This is a genomic window from Reyranella sp. CPCC 100927 (assembly GCF_007859315.1).
In the GTDB taxonomy this organism is placed as follows: domain Bacteria; phylum Pseudomonadota; class Alphaproteobacteria; order Reyranellales; family Reyranellaceae; genus Vineibacter.
On the sequence record NZ_VOHA01000016.1, the window covers coordinates 24,899 to 51,892 of the forward strand.

Annotated in this window: 20 protein-coding genes and 1 riboswitch; of the genes, 11 read left to right on the plus strand and 9 right to left on the minus strand. The window is 66.6% G+C overall.

What is annotated here, in order from left to right; all coding sequences use genetic code 11:
* Positions 1–37: 37 nt before the first annotated feature.
* The 4 genes from FQU96_RS30165 to FQU96_RS30180 are packed head-to-tail and all read left to right on the plus strand — an operon-like array spanning position 38 to position 3,281.
* Entirely contained in the window at positions 38–703 is a 666-nt protein-coding gene (locus FQU96_RS30165) for an amino acid ABC transporter permease (RefSeq protein ID WP_146545099.1), read from the plus strand.
* Between the two features lie 5 nt (positions 704–708).
* Positions 709–1,377, plus strand: coding sequence for an amino acid ABC transporter permease (locus FQU96_RS30170; protein WP_146545100.1), 669 nt, complete (start codon positions 709–711; stop codon positions 1,375–1,377).
* Positions 1,378–1,383: 6 nt separating this feature from the next.
* A complete protein-coding gene (locus tag FQU96_RS30175; protein WP_146545101.1) occupies positions 1,384–2,154 on the plus strand; it encodes an amino acid ABC transporter ATP-binding protein in 771 nt (256 codons plus the stop codon).
* Positions 2,155–2,192: 38 nt separating this feature from the next.
* Positions 2,193–3,281 carry a TRAP transporter substrate-binding protein gene (locus FQU96_RS30180; RefSeq protein ID WP_370461485.1) on the plus strand — a complete coding sequence of 363 codons (1,089 nt, stop codon included), beginning with the start codon at positions 2,193–2,195 and terminating at the stop codon, positions 3,279–3,281.
* An 82-nt stretch (positions 3,282–3,363) separates the two neighbouring features.
* Here FQU96_RS30180 and FQU96_RS30185 read toward each other — a convergent pair whose 3' ends face one another.
* Entirely contained in the window at positions 3,364–7,716 is a 4,353-nt protein-coding gene (locus FQU96_RS30185; protein WP_146545103.1) for a DEAD/DEAH box helicase, read from the minus strand.
* Between the two features lie 320 nt (positions 7,717–8,036).
* Between FQU96_RS30185 and FQU96_RS30190 the strand changes: the two genes are divergently transcribed.
* The gene (locus tag FQU96_RS30190) at positions 8,037–9,224 is read left to right on the plus strand and encodes a hypothetical protein (RefSeq protein ID WP_146545104.1); all 1,188 of its coding nucleotides are present in this window, start codon (positions 8,037–8,039) and stop codon (positions 9,222–9,224) included.
* 45 nt (positions 9,225–9,269) lie between these two features.
* Here FQU96_RS30190 and FQU96_RS30195 read toward each other — a convergent pair whose 3' ends face one another.
* Positions 9,270–10,451 (minus strand): multidrug effflux MFS transporter, encoded by a 1,182-nt coding sequence (locus FQU96_RS30195; protein WP_146545105.1) that lies wholly within the window; start codon positions 10,449–10,451, stop codon positions 9,270–9,272.
* 51 nt (positions 10,452–10,502) lie between these two features.
* Positions 10,503–10,748 carry a hypothetical protein gene (locus FQU96_RS30200; RefSeq protein WP_146545106.1) on the minus strand — a complete coding sequence of 82 codons (246 nt, stop codon included), beginning with the start codon at positions 10,746–10,748 and terminating at the stop codon, positions 10,503–10,505.
* Positions 10,749–10,956: 208 nt separating this feature from the next.
* On the opposite strand from FQU96_RS30200, the gene FQU96_RS30205 reads away from it, so the two are divergent.
* The 5 genes from FQU96_RS30205 (at position 10,957) to FQU96_RS30225 (ending at position 17,833) form a co-directional block, all read left to right on the plus strand.
* Positions 10,957–12,546 (plus strand): ABC transporter substrate-binding protein, encoded by a 1,590-nt coding sequence (locus tag FQU96_RS30205; protein ID WP_146545107.1) that lies wholly within the window; start codon positions 10,957–10,959, stop codon positions 12,544–12,546.
* Between the two features lie 13 nt (positions 12,547–12,559).
* Positions 12,560–13,501, plus strand: coding sequence for an ABC transporter permease (locus FQU96_RS30210; protein WP_146545108.1), 942 nt, complete (start codon positions 12,560–12,562; stop codon positions 13,499–13,501).
* Complete coding sequence (locus FQU96_RS30215; RefSeq protein ID WP_178130793.1) at positions 13,498–14,403, plus strand: ABC transporter permease; 906 nt, start codon at positions 13,498–13,500, stop codon at positions 14,401–14,403. Before FQU96_RS30210 ends, FQU96_RS30215 begins: the two co-directional genes overlap by 4 nt.
* A gap of 58 nt (positions 14,404–14,461) precedes the next feature.
* Positions 14,462–16,408: a LysR substrate-binding domain-containing protein gene (locus FQU96_RS30220; RefSeq protein ID WP_146545109.1), complete on the plus strand. Its 1,947-nt coding sequence runs from the start codon at positions 14,462–14,464 to the stop codon at positions 16,406–16,408.
* A 123-nt stretch (positions 16,409–16,531) separates the two neighbouring features.
* Positions 16,532–17,833 (plus strand): NtaA/DmoA family FMN-dependent monooxygenase, encoded by a 1,302-nt coding sequence (locus FQU96_RS30225; protein WP_146545110.1) that lies wholly within the window; start codon positions 16,532–16,534, stop codon positions 17,831–17,833.
* A 201-nt stretch (positions 17,834–18,034) separates the two neighbouring features.
* On the opposite strand, the gene thiC is transcribed toward FQU96_RS30225, so the two are convergent.
* Positions 18,035–19,876 carry a phosphomethylpyrimidine synthase ThiC gene (gene thiC, locus FQU96_RS30230; protein WP_146545217.1) on the minus strand — a complete coding sequence of 614 codons (1,842 nt, stop codon included), beginning with the start codon at positions 19,874–19,876 and terminating at the stop codon, positions 18,035–18,037.
* Between the two features lie 60 nt (positions 19,877–19,936).
* A riboswitch (TPP riboswitch) is annotated at positions 19,937–20,067 on the minus strand.
* Between the two features lie 388 nt (positions 20,068–20,455).
* Here thiC and FQU96_RS30235 point away from each other — a divergent pair.
* Positions 20,456–22,042 carry a winged helix-turn-helix domain-containing tetratricopeptide repeat protein gene (locus tag FQU96_RS30235; RefSeq protein ID WP_146545111.1) on the plus strand — a complete coding sequence of 529 codons (1,587 nt, stop codon included), beginning with the start codon at positions 20,456–20,458 and terminating at the stop codon, positions 22,040–22,042.
* 6 nt (positions 22,043–22,048) lie between these two features.
* Here FQU96_RS30235 and FQU96_RS30240 read toward each other — a convergent pair whose 3' ends face one another.
* The 5 genes from FQU96_RS30240 to FQU96_RS30260 all read right to left on the minus strand — a co-directional run bounded on the left by FQU96_RS30240 (position 22,049) and on the right by FQU96_RS30260 (position 26,954).
* The gene (locus tag FQU96_RS30240; protein WP_146545112.1) at positions 22,049–22,447 is read right to left on the minus strand and encodes a hypothetical protein; all 399 of its coding nucleotides are present in this window, start codon (positions 22,445–22,447) and stop codon (positions 22,049–22,051) included.
* Between the two features lie 379 nt (positions 22,448–22,826).
* Entirely contained in the window at positions 22,827–23,609 is a 783-nt protein-coding gene (locus FQU96_RS30245; protein ID WP_146545113.1) for a 3-hydroxybutyrate dehydrogenase, read from the minus strand.
* Between the two features lie 41 nt (positions 23,610–23,650).
* Positions 23,651–24,844, minus strand: a complete 1,194-nt coding sequence (locus tag FQU96_RS30250) for a patatin-like phospholipase family protein (RefSeq protein ID WP_146545114.1) — start codon at positions 24,842–24,844, stop codon at positions 23,651–23,653.
* A gap of 29 nt (positions 24,845–24,873) precedes the next feature.
* Positions 24,874–25,650 (minus strand): acetoacetate decarboxylase, encoded by a 777-nt coding sequence (locus FQU96_RS30255; protein ID WP_146545115.1) that lies wholly within the window; start codon positions 25,648–25,650, stop codon positions 24,874–24,876.
* A gap of 77 nt (positions 25,651–25,727) precedes the next feature.
* Positions 25,728–26,954: an NAD(P)/FAD-dependent oxidoreductase gene (locus FQU96_RS30260; protein ID WP_146545116.1), complete on the minus strand. Its 1,227-nt coding sequence runs from the start codon at positions 26,952–26,954 to the stop codon at positions 25,728–25,730.
* Positions 26,955–26,994 lie beyond the last annotated feature (40 nt).

Sequence of the window (26,994 nt, forward strand, 5' to 3'; positions counted from 1 at the left end):
GCACCTCCCCACCTTCGGTGGGGGAGACTCTGCGCCGATGACCTACCAGTTCAATTTTGACGTCATCTTCCGCAGCTTCGACAAGATGCTGGCCGGCCTGTGGTTGGGGCTCTGGCTGGCGGCTTTGTCGTTGGCGATCGGCACCGTCATCGGGCTGTTCGCCGCCTACGGGCGCCAATCGCGGTTCGCGCCGTTGCGCGGGATCGTGTGGACCTATGTCGAGATCGTCCGCAACTGCCCCATCCTGCTGCTGATCTTCTTCGTCTATTTCGGGCTGCCGGAGCTGGGCATCTTCTTCCTCGACAAGACCGCGAGCTTCATCATCACGCTCTCGATCTATGCCGGCGCCTATCTCTGCGAGGTGTTCCGTGCCGGCCTCGCCTCGATCCCGGCGCGCTACGTCGAGGCGGCGAAAGCCATCGGGCTACGGCCAGTACAGCGGCAGGTCTACGTCGTGCTGCCGGTGATGTTCCGCATCACGCTGCCGTCGCTGTCGAACAACCTGATCTCGCTGTTCAAGGACACGTCGCTGGCCGCCGCCATCGCGCTGCCCGAGCTGACGTTCGTCACCCGGCAGATCAACGCCAACACGTTTCGCGTCATGGAGTCGTGGCTGACCGCCAGCGCGCTCTACCTCGTCACCTGTTACGCCATTGCCTGGCTGCTGCGCCGGGTCGAGCGGCGCTACGCCGTGATCCGGTGATCCCAATGTTCGAGCAGGGCTCCTTCCTCTACGAAGTCTGGGTGGCACGCAACGGCCTGCTGGCCGGGCTTGCCGTCACGGCGCGGCTGTCGGCGTACACCATCATCATCGGCTCGTTCATCGGCGTGCTGGGTGGCATTGCGCTGAGCTTCGGGCCCTGGCCCGTCCGCCTGCTGCTGCGCGGCTATGTCGACGCCGTGCGCGGTATCCCGGTGCTGGTGCTGATCCTGTTCAGCTACTATGGGCTGGCACTGTTGGGCGTGCAGATCTCGCCGTTCACCGCCGGCGTGGTGGCGCTGGGCGGCTTCTGCGGCGCACATATGTCGGAAACCGTGCGCGGCGCCATCGAATCGATCCCGATCGGCCAGACCGAGGCCGGCAAGGCCATCGGCCTGCGCTTCTGGCAACGCCTGCGCTACGTGCTGCTGCCGCAGGCGATCCGCCGACTGCTGCCGCCGTGGGTCAACACGGCGGTGGAGATGGTGAAGGGCACGACCTTGCTCTCCATCATCGGCGTCGTCGAGCTGCTGCTGGCGACGCAGCAGACCATCGCGCGCAACTACATGGTGCTGCAGTTCTACTTCGCCGCCGGCGCGCTCTACGTCATCTTCAACTTCATCATCTCCCAGCTCGGCGCCTTGATCGAGCGCCGCACCGCCCACTTCCACTATTGAGCCTTCATGACCCAGCCCCTCCTGCGCGCGATCGATGTCCACAAGCGCTTCGGCGCCACCGAGGTGCTGAAGGGCATCGACCTCGAGGTCCAGCAGGGCGAGGTGGTGGCGATCATCGGCGCCTCCGGCTCGGGCAAGACCACGTTCCTACGCTGCATCAACCTCTTGGAGGAATTCCACCAGGGCGAGATCCAGGTCGGCGGTGAGCGTATCGGTTACGCCGAGGGCACGCATCGCCGGCTGAGCGAGGCGGCGATCAGCGCCCAACGGGCCAAAATCGGCATGGTGTTCCAGAGCTACAACCTGTTCCCGCACATGACGGCCGAGCAGAACGTGACCCTGGGCCTGATCAAGGTGCAGGGCCGGCCGAAGGCCGAGGCAGTTGACATCGCGCGCCGCTGGCTCGACCGCGTCGGGCTGTCGGAGCGACGTGACCACTATCCCTACCAGCTGTCGGGCGGCCAGCAGCAACGCGTCGCCATCGCCCGCGCCGTGGCCATGGAGCCCAAGCTGGTGCTGTTCGATGAAGTCACCTCGGCGCTTGATCCCGAACTGGTGGCCGAGGTGCTGGCCGTGATGCAGGACTTGGCCAAGAGCGGCATGACCATGCTGGTGGTGAGCCACGAAATGCTGTTCGTGCGCGAGGTCGCCAGCCGCGTGGTGTTCATGGAAGGCGGCCGCGTGGCCGAGCAGGGCGCGCCCGGCGACCTGCTGGTGAATCCCAAATCCGAACGGCTCGCATCGTTCCTGGGCCGCTTCCACGGTGTGTTTCGGTGATGTGATCTTCTCCAGCGCAAGAGCATTCCATGAAGACGATCAAGCGACGGCGCGGCCTCGCGGCCGCTGCCGGGGGTATGGTGGCCGGCGCGATCGCGGCGCCGGCCGTGGCGCAGTCGCTGCCCGAAGTGAAATGGCGGCTGGCCTCGAGCTTCGGGCGCGGGCTCGACACGATTTTCGGCACGTCGGAGACACTGGCCCGATACGTTGCCGACGCCACCGACAACCGGTTTCAGATCCAGGCCTTCGCGGCCGATCAGATCGCGCCCGCCCGCATGGTCCTGGACGCCGTGCAGAGCGGCGCCGTCGATTGCGGCCAGTCGCCGGTCAATTTCTACCGCGGCAAGGAGCCGGCATTGGCCTTCGCTGCCGGCGTCCCGTTCGGCCTCAATGCGCGGATGCAGCACGCATGGTGGCACTTCGGCGGCGGCGTCGAGATCATCACGGCGGCGCTGGCGAAGTTCAATATCGTCGGCTTCCCGATGGGAAATTCAGGAACGCAGATGGGCGGCTTCTTCCGCAAGGAGCTGAACGCCATGGCGGATCTCAAGGGCCTGCGGTTTCGCCTCGCCGGCTTCGGCGCCGACGTGCTGGCGCGGTTCGGCGCCCTGCCCCAACAGATCGCCGCGGCCGATGTCTATCCGGCGCTGGAGAAAGGTACGATCGACGGCACCGAGTTCGTCGGTCCCTACGATGACGAGAAGCTTGGGTTCCACAAGATCGCGAAGTACTACTATTATCCAAGCTGGTGGGAAGGCAGCGTGATGTACCACCTCGTCGTCAATCTCGACCAATGGAACAAGCTGCCGAAGGCCTACCAGCACATTCTCAAGAACGCCTGCGAGGCCGCCAACAACTGGATGCTGGCGCGCTACGATGCCGTGAACGCGCCGGCACTGCATCGGATGGTGGCCGACGGCGCCGTCCTCAAGCCGTTCCCGCAGGCCATGATGGAGGGGTTCTACAAGGCAGCGCATGACATCTACGACGAGACCGCAGCGAACAGCCCGACATTCAAGCAGGCGCTGGAGTCCTACACCGGCTTCCGTGACACACAGCTGCCGTGGTGGCAGGTGGGTGAACTGTCGTACGACAGCTTCATGGTGCATATGCGCACACAACGCTGAGCGTCGTACGCTTGAGGGCAAATGGCCGAGATCACACCTCTCCCCGCTCCCGCGGGAAGAGGAGATGTAACACAGGCGGGGTTTAGGCGGCGACGTCGCCCTCGGGCCGAGGCGGCACCAGCGTGAGGACGGACGTGCGTTCGACTGGACGCAGCAGTTCCTTGCGGGCCCGCCACTGGGTCGCCGAATCGAGATCGCCGAAGAATTCCACCTCGCCGCCCGACAGCATCGCGATCGGCACGCCGGCGCGATAGAGCAGCCGGTTGCCGGCCAGCGCCGCAAGCTTCGGCCCCGGTGTCAGGATGCCGACGAGGTTGAGCGGATCGGCACCCGAGACGGCGATCCAGTCGTCGTCCGCGATCTGGCGCCGCGTCTCGCGCAACGCGCCAATGGCATCGGGCAGCGCGAACTGCTCGCCCGTGAAGCCGGCCACGAAGCGGCCACCGCGGATATCACCGCGGCTTTCGAGCCGGCGGTAGACGCGCAGCAGGTCACGCCAAGGTGGCAACCATGCGGCTTCGCGCTCCAGCATCCGCCAGAACACCACGCCGTAGCGGCGCAGCAACACCTGCGCCACGTGCTCGATCGCCGTCGCGTCATCGCCCGGCTTGGACGCTGCTGGCCGCAGGCGACGCACCAATGCCCAGCGACCGGCATCCTCCATGGCGTACGATGCCGCGCGGCGACGACGGCGGCCGCCGGCACGACGCTCGCTCGCCGGCGTCAACAGCGCGCGCAAACCACCGAAGCTGTCCGACGTGACCAGCCCCAGCGCCACCAACTCAGCCAGCGCCTCCTCCACCTGCAGGCGCAGCAGGCCGGTGCCCTGGACCAGCTCATCAAGGAACGACGCGCCATGCTCCTTAATGCAGTCGAGCACGGCGCGGGACCGCACCCCAGCCTGTGCGGCGTCACCGTGCGGTGACAGAGCGGTCCACAGCGCGGCGTGGCGGCGCTCCAGCAGCGTGATGGGCGTCGTGCGCACCGGCGCGGCGCGGCCTTCGCCGTTGCGGGCGGTGTGCGGCCGCAGCCGCAGCCACGCGATCTGTCCAGCGAGGCATCGTTCATCGAGCCAGGCCGGCCGATAGTCGCCGATGCGCGCCGCGAGAATATCGCTCTCCCACGCGCCGGCGGCCGCCTCGAAGCCTTCGAGCTGCACCACGACCGTTTCGAGCGCCTTCGGCCCGGCCATCCGCGCCGACGGTGACACACGCTGCCAGGCGAACAGGAAACGCAGGAAGTCGCGTGCCGCGACGGGCTCGATCTCGGCCCGCAGCCGCTTGATCGTGTAGCGATGGATGCGTGCCAGCAGCCGGCGTTCGCACCACTGATCGGCGTTGGCGCCGGGTGTGAAACGACCGCGCAGGGCGAAGCCTTCCGCCTCCAGTGCCGCCAGGGGTGCGGCGATCTCAGCCGGCGTCAGACCCAGCGGCAACGCCAGGGCCTCGGTATCGACTGGCCCCAAGCCCTCGAGCCGGCCACGGATGAGTTCGACCAGCGCCTCGTCACGCGACCAAGCACGTTCATCTGCCCGCGCCGGCGCCGCGATGGGCGGCGCCGTGACCACCCCCGGCCACAGGGCCTGCGCCTGCGCCAAACGCTCGGCGGCAATCCAAAGCGTCGACCCGGCAACCGTCAGGCGCGCCGCCCGCTTCTGGCCGGCGAGGGCCACCAGCCAATCGTGCCAGCCGGCTGTCGCCTGCGCCTCCTGTTCGGTCAGGAAGCCGAGCCACACCAGCGCATCGTGCAATTCATCGGCGTTCGTCGCCTCGGGCCAGGCTTCGGCACGCACACGTGCAATGGCATCGGCATCGAGCCGCCCGAGGTCGGACGCGTCGTCGGCCGATAGCCAGCGACGCGCCATCACGGCCTGCGTGCGGCGCTCTTCCAGCGGCGCGTCGTCCAGGAAGGCGTAAGGGCGTGCCGACAAAACCTCCAGCGCCAGCGGCGACGGCTGGGTGAGATCGCACGTCATCATGCGCACCGCGCCGGACTCCAGTCCGCGCAGCAGGTGCTCCAGGCCGTCGATGTCCATCGCCTCGGTCAGGCAGTCGCCGATCGCCTGCCGCACCAGCGGATGGTCGGGAATCTCGCGATCGCCCGGCAGGTTCTCGGCGCAGGCAATCTGGTCGGGAAACACCGCGCCGATGAGATCCTCGGCCGCCATGCGGGTCAGCTGCGGCGCCACCTTCTTGCCGCCGCGGAAACGCGGCAGCGCCAGCGACACGCCGCTGACCCAGCGCCAGCGCGTGGCAAACATCGGCGAGTCGAGCACGGCCTGCGTCAGCACCGTTCGAACCGATGCCGAGTGCAGATAGTGCGTAACCTCGTCGAGCGCGAAGCTGTGTGCCTCGGTGAGCGAAATCACGATGTTGTCTTCGGTCGCAGCGGCCTGGATCTCGAAGTTGAACTTGCGGCAGAAGCGCTTGCGCAGCGCCAGGCCCCAAGCCCGGTTGAGGCGGCTGCCATAGGGTGAATGCACGACCAGTTGCATGCCGCCGGCTTCGTCGAAGAAGCGCTCCAGCACGAGCGCATCGCGCGTCGGCAGCACACCCAGCGCGGCGTGACCGGCCTTGAGGTACGCCGTCAACTGCTCGGCCGCCGACTCGGCCATCGCGAGATCGTACATCAGCCAGTGCAGCGCGCTCTCGCCCGCGGGATCGCGCCGCAGATGCTGCGCCATCGTCGCGCGCAACCGCGACACAGCCCCCGACAGCTCATCGCTGCGGCCCGGCGCCTCGCCGAGCCAGAACGGAATGCTGGGCGCCAGCCCCTGTGCATCCTCGACGCGCACGGTGCCGCGCTCGACGCGCTGGATGCGGTAGCTCTTGTTGCCCAGCTGGAAGATGTCGCCGGCCATGCTCTCGACGGCGAAGTCCTCATTCACCGAGCCGATGACATGGTTCTCCGGCTCCAGCAGTACCTGGTAGTCGGCATTGTCGGGGATGGTGCCGCCCGCCGTGATCGCCGTCAGCCGCGCCCCGCGACGGCCGCGCATCACGTGGTTGACCGCGTCATGGTGGATCAGCGCGCCTCGGCGGCCGCGCCGGGTGCTGAAGCCATCGGCCAGCATCACCACGATGGCGTCAAAGTCGGCGCGGGCCAGGTCACGGTACGGCCAGGCGCGCCGCATCAGGGCATAGAGATCATCCTCCTGCCACTCGCGCGTGGCGACATCGGCCACGATCTGCTGCGCCAGCACATCCAGCGGCTGCTCGGGAATCGCCAGGCGGTCGAGTTCGCCGCGATGGACGCTGTCGAGCAGGGCGGCGCATTCGACCAGCTCATCGCGCGACAATGGGAACAGCCGGCCCTTGGGCGTGCCGTCGACGGCGTGGCCCGATCGGCCGACGCGCTGCAGGAAACTCGCGATCGAGCGCGGCGAACCCAGCTGGCACACCAGGTCGACATCGCCGATATCGATGCCCAGCTCCAGCGACGCGGTGGCCACCAGCGCCTTCAACTGGCCGTGCTTGAGCCGCTGCTCGGCATCGAAGCGCTGCTCCTTGGCGAGACTGCCGTGGTGCGCCGCGACGTTGGCCGCACCCAGCAGGTCGGAGAGCCGGCGCGTCACCCGCTCGGCAAGCCGGCGCGTATTGACGAAGACCAAGGTGGTGCGGTGCTGTCCGATGAGATCGGCCAGGCGCCGGTAGACCTGCTCCCACACATCCATCGCCATGACGGCCTCGAGCGGCGACTCGGGAACCTCCAGGGCAAGGTCGCGGTCGCGGCGATGACCGGTATCGATGATCTCGCAGGCACGGCTGGCGCCAGCCTGCGTGCCAACGAGGAACTTCGCGACCGTCTCGATCGGCTTCTGTGTGGCCGACAGGCCGATGCGCAGCAGGCGCCGGCCGCACAAGGCGTCCAGTCGTTCGAGCGACAGCGCCAGGTGACTGCCGCGCTTGTTGGGCGCGATCGCGTGGATCTCGTCGACGATCACCGTGCGGGTGGTCGCCAGCATGCGGCGTCCCGACTCCGAGCCCAGCAGGATGTACAGCGACTCCGGCGTGGTGACGACGATATGCGGCGGTTGCCGCCCCATGCGCTGGCGTTCATTGGCCGGCGTGTCGCCGGTGCGAACCCAGGTGCGGATATCGACGTCAGCCAGACCGCGCGCCTGGAGCGCGGCGCGGATGCCGGACAGTGGCGCGTCGAGGTTGATGCGGATGTCGTTCGACAGCGCCTTGAGCGGCGAGACATAGACGACCTGCGTCTCGTTCTTCAGCTCGCCGCTCAGGCCCTGGCGTACCAGATCGTCGATCGCCGCCATGAAGGCCGCCAGCGTCTTACCCGATCCCGTCGGTGCCGCGATCAGCACGTCGCGGCCGGATTTGATCGCCGGCCACGCCTGGGCCTGCGCCGCCGTGGGCGTGTTGAAACGGTCAGCGAACCAGGCGGCGACCGCGGGATGAAAGAGCGGAGTGGACGTCACGGATCCTGAACCCACGCGGCGAAAGACGGACTTTCCGGGAAGCGATCCCAGGCACAACGCAACGCCACTTTTCTTGGTTTGTTCACAGCATATGGGGGGCTTGCCCGATGAATCAATCGGCGCGTTTCCTGCTCGGGGGAACCTGCGAAGTGCAGCTAGCACAGGGGAATTAATTCATAGAAACAGGTACTTACGCGAATCCGCGCGCGACAAGGCGCTAAGGACCATCTATCGCCAACGTGAATGGTTGAAAAGTGACTAGTCATTCACATTCGACGCCATGATATGATACCACGCGGCCGCAGCCCAGGAGATAGCCGGTGAAACAGTCGCGTTCGATCTATGCACTTGCTCTTGCAGTCATGACGGCGGCCGGCAGTGCTCATGCCGATGATCCCGTGCCACTGCGCCAGCTGCTGTCGGTGGTCCCTGAGACGATCCTGGAGACGGAGGCCAAGCAGTTCCCCCTGGCCGCCACGGTCGATCTCGCCACAGCGCGACGCCTTCTGCCCGACGGCAAGGGAACCATGTCGAAGGAGCTCATGCGGCGCCTGTCGGCAGGCGGCATGATCCGGCCGCTCAGTTCGTGGTGGCGGTACCACGACATGGGCGTCTGGGAAGGGCAGGTCGCGGTGGCACCCACCGAGATCGATGCGTTCGTTGGTTACAACAGTCCGCCGCAGGAGGTTGCCGTCTGGTTCCTGCGCAACGACGCCAGCGCGAAGACGGTGTTCGACGACCTGCCCAACCGCGGCTTCACCGCCATCGAGGGCGGCATGGTGGCTAACGGCAACCCTGGCGCCATCGATATCAAGGGGCGCCGTCCCGGCGATCCCTGGCGCGGCGAACTCGGCAAGACGTCGGTGGTCGCGCGCGAGGGACGGAACCTGTTTCAAGCCGCGTTTCCCCCGGTCGTCGCCGCGGCGCGCAACGCATCGACATCGAACATCACCACGCAACCGGTCGTGGACGCGGTCCTGCGCGGTGCCGAGTCACTGTCCAAGGACGGCACTCGAATCGTGCAGGCTTTCCTGTCGTCACCGATCATCGGCTTCGACGGGTCGATGCCGATCCTGGAACCGAAGACCGTCGATGAGATGCGCAAGAAACTCGAAGAGAAGATGGCCCGCGACCGGGCCACAGGGCTGCCGCCCTACGCCATGGCGTTGATCGCCGATATCGATATGCCGGGCAAAGGACACGGCGTTGCGGTCGTATTCGCCCACCTGGGCTGTGACCAAGCCGAACTGGGCGGCAAGCAGTTCATCAAGCGCTGGAATGAGATCCCGACCTTCATGAACGGACAGACGCTGGCTCAGCTGGCGCCGACCGACGCGGCAGCCCGAACCGTGCCGGGATCGAACGGCCTGTGCGCCAATGTCGTCACCTTGACCAGCCGCACGCCTGTGGCGGGTGCCGACCTTGCCAACAGGCCCTGGGACGTCATCTACAACGCCATCATGCAGCGCGACTTCGTCGCCGCCGTCATGGCGCCGGGTGGCAGATAATGTAGCGATCGGGCGACACCGGCAGACCAGCCGCCGGCCAGCCGATCATCGCCGCACCAGCAACGCCCAGCCGGCAAAACCCGCGAGGCCGACCAGCGCGATCCCCAGGCCGATGTTGAATTGCGTGGTGTGCGACACGTAGCCCATCAGCACGGTGAGCAGCGCCGCCGCCAGCATCTGCACGAAGCCCATCAGCGCCGAAGCGGCACCGACATGACTGGCCGGCACCGAGGCCAGCGCATTGGCCATGGCATTGGGCATGTTCAGCCCATTGCCCCAGCCCATCAGGATCAGCGGAATAATCAGCGCCAGCGGGGTGACGTAACCCGCGAGCGCCCCCGCCATCATGCCCAGCGCGCCGGCGATCAGCACGAGCTGACCATAGGCGATCAGGTTGATGCTCTTCACGCGGCCCTGCAGGCGGCCCTGCACCAGGCTGCCGATGACGAAGTTGCCGGCCCAGGCCAGGGTGAACCAGCCGAACAAGGCGGCCGACACGCCCATGACCTGGATCAGCAGGATCGGTCCGCCCGAAAAGAAGATGTTGAACGCCGACGAGGCCGAGGTTGCCGCAATCATCAGGCCGACGAAGCGCCGCTCGCGCATGACGATGCGGAACCCCTCGAGATAGGCGCGCAACCAACTGGCGGCCGCCTTCGATTTCGGTGCCGTCTCGCCCAGGATCAGCCAGACCGCGATCAGCACGGCACCGCCGAATGCCGCCATCAGCCAGAAGTTCGCGCGCCAATCGAAGATCAGCAGTATCTGCCCGCCGAGCAGCGGCGCCAGCGCCGGGGCAAGCGCCATGGACGAGGCCATGTAGCCCATGGCGCGCGGCGCTTCGTGCGCGGCGCGGCTGTCGCGCACGATGGCGCGGCCCAGCACCACGCCGCCGCAGGCGCCGCAGGCCTGCAACAGGCGCGCGCCGATCAGCATCTCCATCGACACGGCAAGCGCGCACAGCACGCTGGCGATGACGAAGATCGCCAGACAGGCCAGCAGAACAGGGCGTCGTCCGATGCGGTCGGAGAGTGGGCCCACGGCCAGCTGCGCGAACGCGAAGGCCAGCAGATAGACCGACAAGGTGAGCTGTGCCGTGCCATAGGCGACGTTGAAGTGCGTGGCGATGCTGGGCAGCGCCGGCAGATAGATCGTCAGCGCCAGTTGCGAGGCAACGGTCGCGATCATCAACAGCCAGATCGGCGGCCGTGCCGTTCGCAAGCTCAAAGGTCAGGGCTCCTGGAAACCAGCAGTGACGCCAACGCCTGCTCGCGATGTCTAAAGTCCAGGGCTGGCCCGCCCCGCCGGCGGGGCGCCCTCGAAACAGGTCGTCGCGCCGGCGATGGGCGCGCGGCCTGCTGCCAGTTCATCGCGCATGGCCTCTGCCTCCTCCTTCACCGGCCGGACTCCATCTGAACCGTCGCTGCCCGTACCGTCGACCGTCAATGCGACAATCCGATCATACTCCGCATGCATCCCCATAAACGCGAAGAAGCCGATCTGCGCTGAAAACTTGAATGCCACGACGCGGCGGCCCGAACCGTACCGGGATCTGGCGGCCTGTGCGCCAATGTCGTGACCTTGACCAGCCGCACCCCGTCCCAGGCGGGAGGGTCACGAGGTTTTTTATGGCCGGTTCCGGTTTCAACTATTGGCCCTGCCCGCGGGGTGGCCCCTAGCCTGGGATGTCGGCCGCGCGGGCGGCCCGGTCGTCTTTCGAAGGCCCGTCCCCATGAAACGTCGGCAGTTCCTCACGGGTGCGTCCCTGGCGGCAGGGTCGCTGCCGATTTTGGCGCGGCCCGGCCTGGCGCAGAAGTCGGCGGCCACGACGCTGCGGGTCATCCGCAACGGCAATCTGGCGTCGCTCGATCCCATCTGGACCACGGCTCCGCCGACCAAGGACTATGCCTTCCTCACCTTCGACCAGCTGCTGGCCGTCGACATGGCGTATGTGCCGCAGCCCCAGATGGCCGAGGGATGGACGGTCGAGGACGAAGGCCGCACCTACCTGCTGGGCCTGCGCGAGGGCCTGAAATTCCACGACGGCGAGCCCGTGCGATCGGCCGACTGCATCGCCTCGATACAGCGCTGGGGTGCCCGCGACGGTTTCGGCCAACTGACGATGAAGTTCATCGACACGTTCGACGCGGTCGACGACCGGCGCTTCCGCATCAAGCTCAAGAAACCGTTCCCACTGCTGCCGGCGGCACTGGGCAAGTCGAGCTCGTCGCAGTGCTTCATCATGCCCGAGCGCATGGCCAAGACCGACCCGATGAAGGCGGTGACCGACACTATCGGCAGCGGTCCCTACCGGTTCCTGAAGGACGAATGGGTATCGGGCGCGCGCGCCGCCTGGGCCCGGTTCGACGGCTACATCCCACGCAAGGAACCGGTGAACGGCATTGCCGGTGGTCGCATCCCGGCCGTGGCGCGCGTGGCGTGGACGTTCATCAACGACTCATCGACCGCGATGGCCGCGCTCCAGGCCGGCGAGCAGGACTACTGGGATTCGCCGCCGCCCGACCTGCTTCCCATCCTCAGGGAAGATCGCAACATCGTGGTCGCGACACGCAACCCGACCGGCAACTACTACATGTTGCAGCTCAACCACACGCAGCCGCCCTTCGACAACCCGCGAATCCGCCAGGCGGTCGCGATGGCCGTCGACCAGTCCGACTTCCTGAAAAGCGCGGTCTCCGATCCGGCGTTGATCAAGCCATGCTACAGCTACTATGGCGCCGACTCGCCCTACGCCAGCGAGGATGGCGCCGACATCCTGAAAGTCAGGAGCATCGACAAGGCCAGGACCGCCCTGAAAGACGCGGGCTACGCCGGCGAACCCGTGGTCATTCTCGGCGTCATGGATTCACCTGCCACCGCGGCGATGTGCCAGGTCGCTGAAGACCTGCTGCGGCGCATCGGCATGAACGTGAAGCTGGTGGCCATGGATTTCGCGACCCTGGCGCAACGCCGGGTCAGCCGCGAGCCGGTCGACAAGGGGGGCTGGAGCCTGTTCGTCACCGTGTGGACCGGGTCGGATATCGTCAATCCCGCCGTCCATCAGATGCTGCGCGCCGGCGGCCCGACGGCGTGGTTCGGGTGGCCGAACGACCCGCAGATGGAGTCGCTGCGCGATCAGTGGGCGAACGCGACGGACGCGGACGAACAGAAGCGTCTGGCGGTCATGCTGCAGGTCCAGGCCTTCAAGACCCTGCCCTACATTCCGCTGGGCTCGGTGCTGAACCAGGTCGCCTACCGCAGGAACGTGACGGGTGTGTTCCCCAGCCCGGTGTTCGCCTACTGGAACATCGCGAAGACCTGACGCGCGGCGCGCCATGCTGGCCTACACCATTCGCCGGATCCTGATGGCCGTGCCCGTGATGGGCGTGGTGGCCGCCATCGTCTTCAGCCTGCTCTACCTCACGCCGGGTGATCCGGCGACGGTGTTGGCCGGCGACCAGGCGACGCCAGACCAGATCGAGAAGATCCGCGCCGCGCTGGAGCTCGACCAGCCGCCGCACCGGCGCTTTGCCAGCTGGGCATGGCAGATGGTGAACGGCGACCTCGGCACATCGATCTTCAGCGGCGAGCCGGTGGCGCACATGATCGGGCAGCGCCTGCAGCCGACCTTCTCGCTGCTGATCCTGGCCGTCGTGATCTCGATTACCGTCGGCGTGCCGTTCGGCGTCGTTGCGGCAGCCCGCCGCGGCGGCTGGACCGACCGTGCCCTGGTCTATTTCTCCACGCTCGGTTTTTCGATTCCCTCGTTCATCGCCGGCTATGCATTGGCGTTCATCTTCGCCACCCAGTTGCGATGGCTGCCGGTGCAAGGCTTCGCGCCGCTGTCCGACGGCGTGCCGTCGTGGCTGCGCAGCCTGATCCTGCCGGCGGTGACGCTGAGCCTGGTCTACGCCGCGCTCATCGGGCGGGTCACGCGGGCCTCGATGCTGGAGGTGCTGTCGGAAGACTACATCCGCACGGCGCGCGCCAAAGGTCTGCCGCCGTGGCGCATCCTGTTCCGCCATGCCCTGCAGAACGCGGCCGTGCCCATCGTCACCATCATCGGCATCGGCATTGCCACGCTGATCGGCTCGGCTGTGATCACCGAGAACGTCTTCGCCATTCCCGGCATCGGCCGGTTGACGGTCGATGCCATCCTGCATCGCGACTATCCGATCATCCAGGGCGTCGTGCTGCTGCTGAGCGCCGCCTATGTGCTGGTCAATGTCGCCGTCGACCTGTGCTACACGATGCTCGATCCGAGGATCCGGTATTGAGCGACGGCACGCCGCGCGATCTGCATCCGGCGGCGCCAGGCGAACCGCTTCGCCTCTCGCTGCTGCGCCTCGGGACGCGCCTGGCCGTACTGCGGCGGCACGCCGACCTTGTCATCGGCGGTGTGCTGCTGATGGCCGTGGTTGTTCTCGCCGTCGCGGGGCCGTCCCTGATCGACGCCGACCCGCGCGCATTGTCACCCGGCCGCCGCCTGCTGCCACCGTCAGCTCAGCACTGGTTCGGTACCGACCAGCTGGGGCGCGATCTGTTCGCGCGTGTGTTGCACGGGGCGCGGGTCTCGCTGCTCGTCGGTGTCGCGGTCGCCGCGCTGTCGTCCCTGCTGGGAGCGGCCGTCGGCATGCTGTCGGCTTCGGATCGGCGGCTCGATGCGGTGGTGATGCGCGTGATGGACGGCGTCATGTCCATCCCGGCCATCCTGCTGGCGATCGCGCTGATGGCCGTCACGGGCGGTTCGGTGCTCAACGTGATCATCGCCGTCACCATCGTCGAAGTGCCGCGGGTGGCGCGCCTGATCCGTGGCATCGTGCTGACGCTACGGGAACAGCCTTACGTCGAAGCCGCAATATCGGTGGGAACGACGTGGCCGAGGATCGTGGTCCGGCACCTGCTGCCGGGCATCGTCGCCCCGCTGATCGTACAGGCCACCTTCGTGTGGGCGACGGCCATGTTGCTGGAGGCCGGCCTGTCGTTCATCGGCGCCGGTACGCCGCCGACAACGCCGTCGTGGGGCAACATCATGGCCGACGGCCGCGCGCTGTGGCAGATCCGCCCGACCCTGATTTTCTTCCCGGCCGTGTTCCTGTCGGTGACCTTGCTGGCGGTCAACATGCTGGGCGACGGGCTGCGCGACCTGCTCGACCCGACCCAGAAACGCGATCCTTGAAAGTCTCTACCGGGAAGATCGGAAAGCGCTGCTTGATCGGCTTGTAAGGAAAAGTCGTTTGTCCGCATTCGCGTGCGTCCGCGATGGTGGCCGCACAGACGTGTTGGCCGAGGCGATGTTTCCTGCGACGAGCGATGCGGTCCGTTCCCGGTCGGTGATCACATTCACGCAGATCGGCACCTTCCTCGCGCTCGTCCGCGAAGGCAGTGTCGTGCGTGCCGCCGCGTCCCTGGGTCTGGGGCGTTCGACCGTCAGCGCCCATGCCAAGCTGGTTGCCGACGACATCGGGCACCAGCACTTCCGTCGCAGCAACTCGGCGCGTGTCCTGCCCACCGAGGCCGGCCTGGAAACGTACAATCGGTTCCGGACGCTACTGGCGCACGCGACCTTCTGCGCCCGGTTCTTCCGCAGCGGCCGCGCGACACCGACGTTCACTCCCATCCTGCTGCCGTCAGGCTTTCCCGGTTCCCTGCTCGATCGGGCGGTCGACCGGATCGCGGCCCAGCTGGCAATGCAGCGGCCGGACATCTGCCTGCTGCCAACCTATGTGAGGGACAATCCTGCCGCCGGTGATCTGGGTTTCACCTCCGGCGCGACCGGCACGCTGTCGGCCGCGGATCGCTGGCTGTTGATCCGTGCCGGCCGGCAGAACAGTGACGAGGCTGCCGGCGTCGGGCTGGACGCACTGGCCGACGTAAAACTCCACGCCCCACACCTGCCGGCGGACGCGCGCGCACGCCTGTCAGCGCTGGCCACGCAGGCGAAGACCACCGTCGCATGGTCCGATGACACGCTTGCCGGCGTCCTGGCCGAGATCGCGCTCACGCCCGGCACGGCTGCGATCATCCCGGCGAGCCTGTTCAACCCCAGCCTGGTCGACGAGCAGTTTACCGTCGCGCGTGTCGAGACGACGCACCTCGACCCGGTTCTGGCGGTCACCGGTGGCGCATTCCCAGACATCGCCCGGTTGCTGCGCGACGCGGTGCAGGCATCGCTCGACCAGCCTTCCGGCGTTCCGTTCCCCGTGCCGCAAACCCGGCCGCTGTCCTTGAAATACTGCCGATCGTTCATGGTCCTCTACGAGGAAGGCAATGTCGGCCGCGCGGCACGACGGCTGTCGATCGTACAGCCGGCGTTGACCGTGCAGTTGCACCACATCGAGGCGCAGGCGGGCTGTCGGCTGTTCGATCGCTCCCATCAGGGACTGCGCGCGACCGATCGCGCCGCCGCGTTGCACCACCTGCTGCGGCCGCTGATGGCGCGTTTCAGCGCGACGCTGCGCCATCTGCGCGCGACGGCCGACAAACGCGCAATGCCGATCCGGATCGGCATGATTCCGGCGCTCGACGACGAAAGCCTGATGTCGCAAGGGTTCGCCGCGGCCTTGCACAGTTGGTCCCGCCAGCATCCCGACGATGTGCTGCGCGTCATGGAGGGGTACTCCGGCACGCTGATGCGGTGGTTGCAGCGCGGTCTGGTCGATTTCGCCCTTGTCGACCGATACGTCGCCGATCCCGACCTGGCGCTCGAGGTGATCGTTGAAGACACGCTGGCCGTCGTCACGAGCGCCGCGTCAGGCCTGCTGCCGCCGGGCCCGGTCAGCCTCGGGCAGGTGCCGCGCCTGCCGTTGTTGCTGCCGTCCAGCCGACACGGCCTTCGCACGCTGCTGATGCACAGCCTCGGCCGCCATGGACTGACGCTGCAGCCCCGGATCGAGGTCGATTCGATGGCCGCCTGCCTCAATCTGGTGAAGATCGGCGACTGCGCCACGATCCTGCCGACCGGCTCCGTGAACAGGAGCCGCCATCGGCGGGGCCTTGCCATCCACGAGATCAAGGATCCGCAGATCGTGCGCTCGGTCTGCCTGGCGCGGGCGCGCAGCAAGCCGTACCGTGACGCCGAAACCGCATTTCTGGTCGAACTCCGGCAAGCCTTCGCAAGTCCGGCGCTCCACACCGGGCAGCCGCTGCTTCCATTCCTCGCAGCCATGCCGCTCGCCTCGTAACGGCCGGGGTCGCCGGCATGCCGTTCCCGCTTTTTTTATGAGACGTGCCGCGCGTTTGCATGAACCGGCACCAGGGATCGCGGGCAAAGTCCCGCCGCGTCGGTCAATGCGGAGTGCCGTCCCATGAGCAAGTTCCATCTCGGCTGGTTTCTCGGACCCGGCATCACGATCCAAGGCTGGAACGAGCCCGGGTTCGGTCACGGCTACGACTGGACGAAGCCCGACCTGTACCAGGACGCCGTGCGCGCCCTGGAGCGGGCGCGCTTCGATGTGCTGATCCTCGAGGACTCCTCGGCGGTGCCCTACACCTACAAGGGCAGCATGGACTTCTACCTGAAGCACGCCACCATGACGCCGAAGTTCGATCCGGTGATGCTGACGCCCTACCTGATCGCGGCGACCCGGCATATCGGCCTGGCGCCGACCCTGACGACGACATTCTACCCGCCGTGGCTGCTGGCCCGCAGCCTGTCGACGCTGGACCACTTCTCGAACGGCCGCATCGCCTGGAACATCGTCACCGCCACCAGCGACGCGGCGGCGCAGAACTACGGCTTGGACAAGCAGATCGAGCATGACCTGCGCTATGACATGGCCGACGAATACGTCGACCTGGTCAGCCAGTTGTGGGATGCCTGGGAGCCGGAGGCCGTGGTGATGGACGAGGCCACCCACACCTTCATCGACCCCGCCAAGGTGAAGGCCGTCCACTTCGAGGGCAAATTCTACAAGTCGCGCGGTCCGCTCAACGTGCCGCGCTCGCCGCAGGGCCGGCCGGTGTTCGTGGCCCCGGGCGGCTCGCCGCGCGGGCGACAATTCAGCGGCCGCAATGCCGAGATCGTCCTGGCCGGCGGCGAGACCATCGCCGACATGAAGGACTATCGCGACGAGGTGCACCGCCACGCCACCGCGCTCGGCCGCGATCCCGCCAAGATCAAGACCCTGTTCACGTGCGTGCCGACGGTCGTGAAGAGTGCTGACGAGGTCGACGACACCCGGAAGATGTTGGCGCAGGTGCGCCAGAAGCACGTCGAGCGCGGCCTGGCCGCGATGTCGTTCCTGTCCGGCATCGACTTTTCAACATTCGATCTCGACACGCCGGTACCCGAGATCAAGACCAACGGCATGCAGACCCTGCTGCGCACCTTCAAGAACGCCGGTCCCGATGCCACCTTGCGCGACATCGTGACCAAACCCAACGGCCAGGGCTTCACCCACATGGTGGGCACCGCGGACCAGATCGCGGGCCAGATGCAGGAGGCCATGGAGGAAATTGGTGGCGACGGCTTTCTCGTCGTCGGCCACTTCAAGCCGAAGTACATCCAGTCGATCGTGGACGAGCTTGTCCCCGCGCTGTGGAAGCGACAGCTGACGCGGCGCGAGTACGAGCACACGCACTTCCGCGACAACCTGCTGGCGTTCTGAGTTTCTGCCGATACCGGACCGTCCAGCCTGGGCGGCCATCGCCGCCATCGTGTGTCGAGCGCGCCCCGCTCCCGGCGGATCTGCATGATGCGGCCCACCGCCGGTTCGTCGCGACCGTCGCCCCCGCGCAGCGACGCTGGCGCGAGGTCTCGGCCTCTCCCTGGCGGGGAGAGGCCGAGAGGCAATGGCCGCATGCGAATGTCAACGGGCCGTCGTCGTGTCGGCCGCCGGCAGGTAGATCTCGCTGCCGGAGTTGCGAAACTTCGCCGACATGTCGCCCATGCCTTTGGCGGCGTATTCCCGCACTTCCTGCGTGATCTTCATCGAGCAGAACTTCGGGCCGCACATGGAACAGAAGTGCGCCGTCTTGGCGCCTTCGGCCGGCAGGGTCTGGTCGTGGAACTGCTCGGCCGTCGCCGGGTCGAGCGACAGGTTGAACTGATCGCGCCAGCGGAACTCGAAGCGGGCGCGACTCAGTGCATCGTCGCGAATACGGGCCGCGGGATGGCCCTTGGCAAGATCGGCGGCGTGCGCCGCGATCTTGTAGGTGACGACGCCCACCTTCACGTCGTCGCGGTCGGGCAGGCCCAGATGCTCCTTGGGCGTGACGTAGCAGAGCATCGCCGTGCCGAACCAGCCGATCATGGCGGCGCCGATGCCTGACGTGATGTGGTCGTAGCCGGGCGCGATGTCGGTGACCAGCGGGCCCAGGGTGTAGAATGGCGCCTCGCCGCAGACCTTGAGCTGCTTCTCCATGTTGGCCTTGATCTTGTGCATGGGCACATGACCCGGGCCTTCGATCATCACCTGCACGTTGTACTTCCAGGCGATCTGCGTCAGCTCACCGAGGGTTTCGAGTTCGGCGAATTGCGCCGCATCGTTGGCGTCAGCGCCGGAGCCCGGCCGCAAGCCGTCGCCCAGCGAGAAGCTGACGTCGTAGGCGCGCATGATCTCGCAGATTTCCTCGAAGCGTTCGTAGAGGAAGCTCTCGCGATGATGCGCCAGGCACCACTTGGCCATGATCGAACCGCCGCGGCTGACGATGCCGGTGACGCGCCTTGCTGTCAGCGGGATGTAGGGCAACCGCACGCCGGCGTGGATGGTGAAGTAGTCGACGCCCTGCTCGGCCTGCTCGATCAGGGTGTCGCGGAAAATCTCCCAGGTGAGGTCCTCGGCCTTGCCGCCGACCTTCTCGAGCGCCTGGTAGATCGGCACCGTGCCGATCGGCACCGGCGCGTTGCGGATGATCCATTCGCGTGTGGTGTGGATGTCGCGGCCGGTCGACAGGTCCATCACCGTGTCGGCACCCCAGCGGATCGCCCACACCATCTTCTCGACCTCCTCGCCGATCGACGAGGCCACGGCCGAGTTGCCGATGTTGGCGTTGATCTTCACCAGGAAGTTACGGCCGATGATCATCGGCTCGGCCTCCGGATGATTGATGTTGGCCGGGATGATGGCGCGGCCGCGCGCCACCTCGTCACGCACGAACTCGGGCGTCACGTGTTCGGGAAGCGCCGCATCGAAGCTCTGGCCGTCGGCCACGGTCTCGCGTGCATCCTCCAACGCACGGGCGCGGCCGAGATTCTCGCGAATGGCGATGAACTCCATCTCCGGCGTGACGATGCCGCGGCGCGCGTATTCGAGTTGAGTCACGGTCTGGCCTGATCTGGCGCGCAGGGGCCGGCGCATCAAGCCGGGAAACGCATCGCGCGCCCGTGTATCGCCGCGGCGCCGGCCGTCGTCCTCGGGCTTCCAGGTGCGGCCGTCATATTCCTCGACGTCGCCGCGCGCCAGCACCCAGGGCCGACGCAAGGGCGTCAGGCCGGCGGCGATGTCGATGCGCATCGCCGGATCGGTATAGGGACCGGAGCTGTCGTAAACGCGCACCGGCGGCTCGCCGGCACCCGGCGTCAGCTCGATCTCGCGCAACGGCACGCGGAGATCGGGATGATGAACGCCGGCGACATGAATCTTGCGCGACGCGGGCAACGGGCCGGTCGACACGGTGGTCGTCGATTGAGGGGATAGCGAGTCGGGCATGATGGTCTCCTGCACGGCGCCGGTGGTGATCCGGATCGCGAAGTGCGGGAGACGGGGCGGTGAGGCCACGAGATCCATCCCTTCGCCGGCATGATCCGGATCAGGTTCGAAGGGTCACCGCGCTGCAACGTCCGTGACGGACAGTGCCAGCAGTCTCTCAGCCCCTTGTCGGGACTCCCCTTGGAATCGAGCGCACCGTCGTCCGATGCGGCGCAACTGTCAAGGGCCGCCGCGATGGTAAGCGCGCAGCGCAGGATGCCCGACTGTGTCTCGCTGCTTGCAGCGGTACGTCCAATCGCAACCTGTCGCGCGTGGCGTCGACACTGGCACCGAACCGTGGGGTGGCGGTGGCCTGCACACCGTGGTACGACCTGAACAATCACCTAGAATGTAGAATGGCGTAGGCGGCTACGAGTGGCCACGCGATGACGGGGTGCGCGGTGCAGACCGGAGGGGTTTCATCGTTCGGTCCTTTCAGCCTGGTTGGGAGTGAAAGACTCCTCACCGGGGAAGGCGTAGTCGTGCCATCGGCTGCGTGGGACGACAGTCCTCACGCCCAGGCGCGGTAGGGCCGCCGACGTGCAGTACAGGTTTGAAGACTACGTGCTCGACCCCGAACGACGTGAGCTCACGCGCGGCGTCGAGACAGTCGCCGTTGGGCCCAAGATCTTCGACCTGCTGCTCTACCTGGTGCAGCACCGTGACCGCGTCGTCAGCAAGGATGACCTGCTGCAAGCCGTGTGGGATGGGCGGATCGTCTCAGAATCAACCCTGACCAGCCATATCAATGGCCTGCGCAAGGCGATCGGTGACAACGGCGAGACGCAGCGCCTGATCCGGACAGCGTCGCGCAAGGGGTTCCGGTTTGTTGGCGACGTCCGGGAGGAGACCCGGGCATCCGATGGCGGCGTCCCACTCGAGACCGGAACCGCCGGATCGAACAAGACGATCACGCCGGTGCTCGCCCTTCCCGACAAGCCGTCCATCGCGGTGTTGGCGTTCCAGAACCTGAGTGGCGATCCGCAGCAGGAATACTTCGCCGACGGCGTGGTGGAGGATATCATCACGGCGCTGTCGCGCATCGGCTGGCTGTTCGTCATCGCCCGCAATTCAAGCTTCACCTACAAGGGCCGGGCGGTCGATGTGAAACAGGTGGGCCGCGAGCTCGGTGTGCGCTACGTGCTGGAAGGCAGCATGCGCAAGGCTGCCAACCGCGTGCGCATCACGGGGCAGCTCATCGATGCGACGACCGGGGCGCATATCTGGGCGGACCGCTTCGAAAGCGCCCTCGACGACATCTTCGAGGTGCAGGATCGGATGGCCGAGGGAGTCGTCGGCGTCATCGCGCCACAAGTGGAACGGGCGGAGATCGAGCGCGCGATGCGCAAGCCGACCGGAAGCCTGGACGCCTACGATTGCTATCTCCGGGCGCTGCCGCACTTCCACGCCCTGACCCGCGAGGGCGTGGATCAAGCGCTTGCGCTGCTCGATCGGGCCGTTGCCATCGACCCGCACTTTGCACTGGCGAAGGCGCTGGCCGCGCGCTGCTACGCGTGGCGAAATCCCCACGGCTGGGCCACCGCGCCGGAAGCCGAAAAAGCCACCGCGGCACGGCTTGGTCAGGAGGCGTTGCGGGATGGCGCGGACGACCCGACCGTGCTGTGGATGGTGGGCTTTGCACTGTGGCAGCTTCGCATCGACCCCGAGCGGGCGCTCGCGCTGTACGACAGGTCGCTCGCCCTGAATGCGAACGGCGCGCAGGCGCTAGGCCTTCGCGGCTGGGCACTGGCGACCGCAGGGCAGCCCGACGAAGCCCTCCCACCACTTCTCAAAGCCATCCGACTGAGCCCATACGATCCGGAAGCATTCTTTACCATGACCGCCATCGGATGCACCCACCTCCTGGCCGAACGCTTCGATGAGGCCGTCACATGGACGTCCCGCGCGCTCAGGGAGCGGCCATTCTTTGCACCGGCGCTTCGCTTCCATGCGGCATGCCTGATCGGGCTCGGTCGCGTGCAGGAGGCACGCGATACGATCGCGCATCTGCTGCAACAGGAGCCTACATTGACTGTTTCAGCCTTGCGCCGGCGGGCGCCTATTTTTGATGCAAAGCTGATGGATGCTTATCTAGATGGCCTGCGAAAGGCGGGGTTGCCCGAGTAAGGCCGGCTAAGCACACGCGGCTTTTGCAGCGTGTGCTTGGCGGATTGCCCAGAGGGTCAACATCGCCCCGAAAATTGCTGGCAGGCTGACGCCTGCAAAATCGCGCAGGATGGCCGATGGCGAACAGATGCCGACGGCCACCTCCCACAGATGGAAGACGGCGTGCGCGCTCAGCCACAGCGTCGCGGCGGCCCACAGCCCGATGCGGCGTTCCGATCGGAACATGCCGATGCCGAAAGCCACACTCAGGAACAGCTGGATGATCCCGATATCGCGAATGAAGTGCTGATTGTAGAAGCCGGTCTCGGTCACGCCCGGCACGGCGTAGTACCACGTCTCCGGCGCGACGAGCATGAAGAGGCCGTTCGCGCTGAGGAAGATGCCGTTGAACGCCACCATCGTCATGATCACGATTCGGATGGCGAGTTTGTCTTGTGTGGCCGTCATGGGTTGCGCCCTTCCCGTTGAGTTCGATGACCGGTGGGCCCGCATGTGTTCAGGCCCTGATCAACGCACGCAGATCGGCATTGACCCGATCCTGATACCTCGCTCTGATGTCGTGCGGCGCACCCGGGTCGGAGATCTTCCGGGTGCCCCTGGCCAGGGTGAGAAGCCGGAACGTCCTCCTCATCCTGGGCCAGGTCAGCGACAGCGACGCCGGCCGCGGCGATGCCGACCACACCGCCCAGCAAGACATCGCGACGGAGCAGACCTGAAGAGGGGCGTGGCTCGTCCTTCATTGCGGCGATCCTTTCGCGCGATGTCCTGAGGGAGTGTCGGCGTCCTACTGGGCGGTCCATGCCCCATCGACAGCGATGGCCGTGCCAGTGATCTGATCAGCCGCCGGCGAGCAGAGGAACGCCACCGTCCCACCCAACTGCTCCGGTGTGACGAAGGCCTGCGAGGGCTGCTTCTCGCCGAGAAGCTCCATTGTCGCATCGCGGCGGCTGATCTTCTTGCGGGCCGCGATGTCGGCGATCTGCTTCTCGACCAGCGGCGTCAACACCCAGCCGGGGCAGACGGCGTTGGCCGTGATGCCGCTGCCGGCCGTCTCCAGGCCGACCACCTTGATCAACCCAACGAGCCCGTGCTTGGCCGCCACGTAGGCCGCCTTATGGACCGAGCCGACCAGACCGTGCGCCGAGGCGATGTTGATGATCCGGCCCCAGCCTTGCTTCTTCATCGGCGGCACGGACGCGGCAATGCCGTGGAATGCGGCCGACAGGTTGATCGCCAGGATCGCGTCCCACTTGGCGGCCGAGAACTCCTCGACCGGTGCCGTGAACTGGATGCCAGCGTTGTTCACCAGGATGTCGATGCGGCCCAGCTTCTCGACCGTGGCCGCGACCAAGCCGCGCACGGCGTCACCTTTCGACATGTCGGCACCGTCGTAGACGGCACGCACGCCGTGCGCGCGCTCGAGGTCACTGCGAAGCGCTTCGATTTCGTCGGCATCGCCGAACCCGTTCAGCACGATGTCGGCGCCCTGGCCGGCCAGTACCCTGGCGATGCCGAGGCCGATACCGCTGGTAGAGCCGGTGACGATCGCAACTTTGCCTTTCAACATGACCGTATTCCTTGTGATGTGGTCTGAGGGAAGCGGGTGAACTACGAAGCGCGGGTCTCGCGATGCACGTCATGGGTGACGATGCCCTGCTCCGGCGCCGGCCGGTGCAGGCGGCGCGGGTCGGCCAGGGTGCGGCGGATGTCATCCAGGCCGCTCTGCCAGTGCTCGCGCATCGCATGCAGACCGAACTCGTAGTCCTTGGAGTGGCCTTCGAAGGCCTTGGACTGGTAGATCAGGTGAATGATGTTGTGGGCCTGATGGCGGGCCAGATCGGCGATGGCCAGGACGTCCTGGTCGTTCTTCGCCGCCTCCGGCAGCTTCGCCATCAATTGCTGCAGCGCCTGGCGCATCTTCTGCATCTGCATCATGTGGCTGGTGATGGCGCGGGTCCGGCTGGAATACTGGATGTCCTTCTGCCGGCTCGACACCTCCAGCAGGTCGTTGGGCAGCCGGCCCTTGGCCGACCACAGGTCGACCTGGAAGGTCAGGGTATCGCGCCGTGGCTCGCTCGAGAGAACGCGCGCGAGCGGCGTGTTCGAGACCACGCCACCGTCCCAGTAGTACTCGCCGTCGATCTCTATGGCGGGAAAGCCCGGCGGCAGGGCGCCCGATGCCATGAAATGCTCGGCCCTCAGTCGTCGCTCCGCCGTATCGAAGTAGACGATGTTGCCGTTGCGGACGTTCACCGCCGCGACGCTGACCCTGGTGTCGCCCGCGTTCAGCAGATCGAAATCGACCAGGCGATTGAGCGTGTCACGCAGCGGCGTGGTGTCGTAGAAGCTGGTGGCGGCGTCGCCGGGAAACAGCGACATGAAGGGCGGCGGGAATCGCGGCTTGAAGAAGCCGGTCTGTCCCGTCATTAGGGCGCGCATGGCCGCGGCGGCATTGCGCGCGGAGCGCAGGTCGACGGTGAAAGGCAAGGCGCCCAGCAGGCCGTCGTGCGCCGGCCATTCCACCGGCGCGGCGCAGATGGTCTCCCAGAACTCGCGCAGCCGCCCCACGCGGTGGGATTCGGGCGAACCCGCGATCACGGCAGCATTGAGCGCGCCGATCGAAATGCCAGCCAGCCAGGTCGGCCGGATTCCAGCCTCGTGCAGGCCCTCGTAGACTCCGGCCTGGTAGGCCCCGAGCGCCCCGCCACCCTGCAGCACCAGGGCCACGACATCATAATGCGGTATCTCGATCTGCGTGGAGGCGTCGCTATCGCCGAGCTGCTGTTTATGGTTCACGTACATTGTCATTCTCCTGGGACTGACGATCCGCGTCAGACCGACATCGCGTGGCGTGGCAGACGTGTTGCCGTCTCAGCCAGGTAGTCGTGCACGACGGTGCCGAGGCCGAGCGTGAGGTCGGCGACCAGGTGCTTGGCCGACAGCACCTCCAGCACCGGCAGCTCGGCAACGGGCGCAAGCGCGTGCGGGGACAGCTGCAAGGATGCCGGGCCGCTCCAGGCCCCCTTCACGGTCACATCCTCGAGGTGATAGCGGACGAGCTCGCAGATGCGCGCCGTGCCATCGACATGCGGGATGATCTTGATCAGGAAGTTGGGCGCCGTGAGCTTCTTGGCTTCGACAGCGGCGTCGAGAGTGCGGTGCTTGTACCCCATGGTCGCGGTGGCGATGCGGACCGAGCCGTAGTTCAAGGTGCCAACCAGGGTGTCGGTCTCGACCGCGAGCGTCGGCTGCGCCAGCTTCTTGGGAAAGCCCCACAGCTCCCGCCCACCCGCGATGGGTGGATGATCATTGAGGAACATCTGATGGGTGAAGCTGCCGACCTGGCCCTGGTAGGATACCGGGATGGCCTGACCGCTTTCGGTATAGTCGCCGAAGCCCGTTGAATCCGGCATCCGGATGAACTCGTAGTTCACCACCGGCTCGAGCAGCATAAGCGGCTCCGGCACCACCCGGCGCAACGCCTCGGGATCGGTCCGGTATTGGATGATGAAGTACTCGCGGTTGACGAAGCGGTACGGGCCGGCGGGAAAAGCCGGGTTGGTCAACGGCATGGCAAATGCCGTCCTGCGAAGGGTCTCGCGGTTCATTGCTATGGGCTCCAGGCTATCGATGGCTGCGTGGGCTGCGCTCCGATGCGGAGCGCAGCCCTTGTCGCGCGAGGCGCTTAGACGTCGGTGACGCGCTCCGGCTCGGCCGATGCGAGCGCCGCAGCACGCTCGGGCTTCGGCGGGTAGATCCACACCGTGTTGATCTCCTGCTTGGTCTTCTTCGCCTCGGCGCCGACCATCTCCACCTTGCGGTCCCAGCCGCGCGTGAAGAGCGCGCCGTATTCACCGAGGTCGAGACAGGTGACATAGGCCTTCTGGTGATACGGCTTCAGCGGCTCGCCCAGCAGCTCGGCGGCGGCGTTGTGGCCGGCAAAGGCGCCCATTCGCGTGGCGTGCTGGCACGACATCAGAGCGTAGTTGCCGACATCGTCGCAGGCGGCCTTGGCAGCGTCGCCCGTCGCAAGAACACCGGGTACCGACGACACACGCAACTCGCGGTCGACCAGCAGCCGGCCGAAGTTATCGCGCTCGGCCGGGATCTGCGCGGTCAACGGCGCGGCGCGCATGCCGGCCGCCCAGATCACGGTCGCGCTCTCGATGCGCACGCCATCGCTCAGTGTGACACCGGTATCGTCCAGTGACGCGACACCGGCGCCGAGCCGGGTCTCCACATTCAGCTCGCGCAGTGCACCCGCGATGACCGGCCGCGGGCCGGCGCCCATATCCGGCGCGATCGCGTCGTTGCGCTCGACGATGACGACGCGCGGCTTGGCATTCTTGCCGAGGATCGCACGAAGCCGCGCCGGCATCTCCGTCGCCACCTCGATGCCGGTGAAGCCCCCGCCGGCGACGACGACGGTGTCGCGCGCCGCTGACGCCGGCCGATCCGCCAGGCTGTGCAGGTGCCGGTCGAGGGCAACCGCGTCGTCGCGTTGGTCGACACTGAAGGCATACTCGGCGAGGCCAGGGATGTTCGGACGGAACAGCCGGCTGCCGGTGGCCACGACCAGCCGATCGTATGGCAGTGTCTCGCGCACACCCTTGGCGGTAACGAATTGCACCGAGCGGGATTTGGTGTCGACGGTCTCGGCGAGGCCTTGCACGTAGAGAACGTCGATGGCCTTGAGGACATCCTGGAGCGGCGCGGTCAGGGTTTCCGGCTTCGGCTCATAGAGACGCGGGCGAATCACCAGAGTGGGCTCCGGTGCAACGAGCGCGATCTCGAGCTCCTGGGACGAGACGCCCTTCATGTCGCGAAGACGGGCGGCGGAGAGCGCAGCGTACATAGCGGCAAAGCCGGCACCGATGATGACGATGCGTTGGGCGGACGGTTGCTTTGGCATGGGACCCTCTGTTGGGTATCGATCACGTCCATCGCGATCG

What these genes read in the sequence shown, in the direction of transcription:
- FQU96_RS30165 (WP_146545099.1), top strand. Translation starts at nt 38, where the DNA reads ATGACCTACCAGTTCAATTTTGACGTCATCTTCCGCAGCTTCGACAAG.
- FQU96_RS30170 (WP_146545100.1), top strand. Translation starts at nt 709, where the DNA reads ATGTTCGAGCAGGGCTCCTTCCTCTACGAAGTCTGGGTGGCACGCAAC.
- FQU96_RS30175 (WP_146545101.1), top strand. Translation starts at nt 1,384, where the DNA reads ATGACCCAGCCCCTCCTGCGCGCGATCGATGTCCACAAGCGCTTCGGC.
- FQU96_RS30205 (WP_146545107.1), top strand. Translation starts at nt 10,957, where the DNA reads ATGAAACGTCGGCAGTTCCTCACGGGTGCGTCCCTGGCGGCAGGGTCG.
- FQU96_RS30210 (WP_146545108.1), top strand. Translation starts at nt 12,560, where the DNA reads ATGCTGGCCTACACCATTCGCCGGATCCTGATGGCCGTGCCCGTGATG.
- FQU96_RS30225 (WP_146545110.1), top strand. Translation starts at nt 16,532, where the DNA reads ATGAGCAAGTTCCATCTCGGCTGGTTTCTCGGACCCGGCATCACGATC.
- thiC (WP_146545217.1), bottom strand. Translation starts at nt 19,876, where the DNA reads ATGCCCGACTCGCTATCCCCTCAATCGACGACCACCGTGTCGACCGGC.
- FQU96_RS30240 (WP_146545112.1), bottom strand. Translation starts at nt 22,447, where the DNA reads ATGACGATGGTGGCGTTCAACGGCATCTTCCTCAGCGCGAACGGCCTC.
- FQU96_RS30245 (WP_146545113.1), bottom strand. Translation starts at nt 23,609, where the DNA reads ATGTTGAAAGGCAAAGTTGCGATCGTCACCGGCTCTACCAGCGGTATC.
- FQU96_RS30250 (WP_146545114.1), bottom strand. Translation starts at nt 24,844, where the DNA reads ATGTACGTGAACCATAAACAGCAGCTCGGCGATAGCGACGCCTCCACG.
- FQU96_RS30255 (WP_146545115.1), bottom strand. Translation starts at nt 25,650, where the DNA reads ATGAACCGCGAGACCCTTCGCAGGACGGCATTTGCCATGCCGTTGACC.
- FQU96_RS30260 (WP_146545116.1), bottom strand. Translation starts at nt 26,954, where the DNA reads ATGCCAAAGCAACCGTCCGCCCAACGCATCGTCATCATCGGTGCCGGC.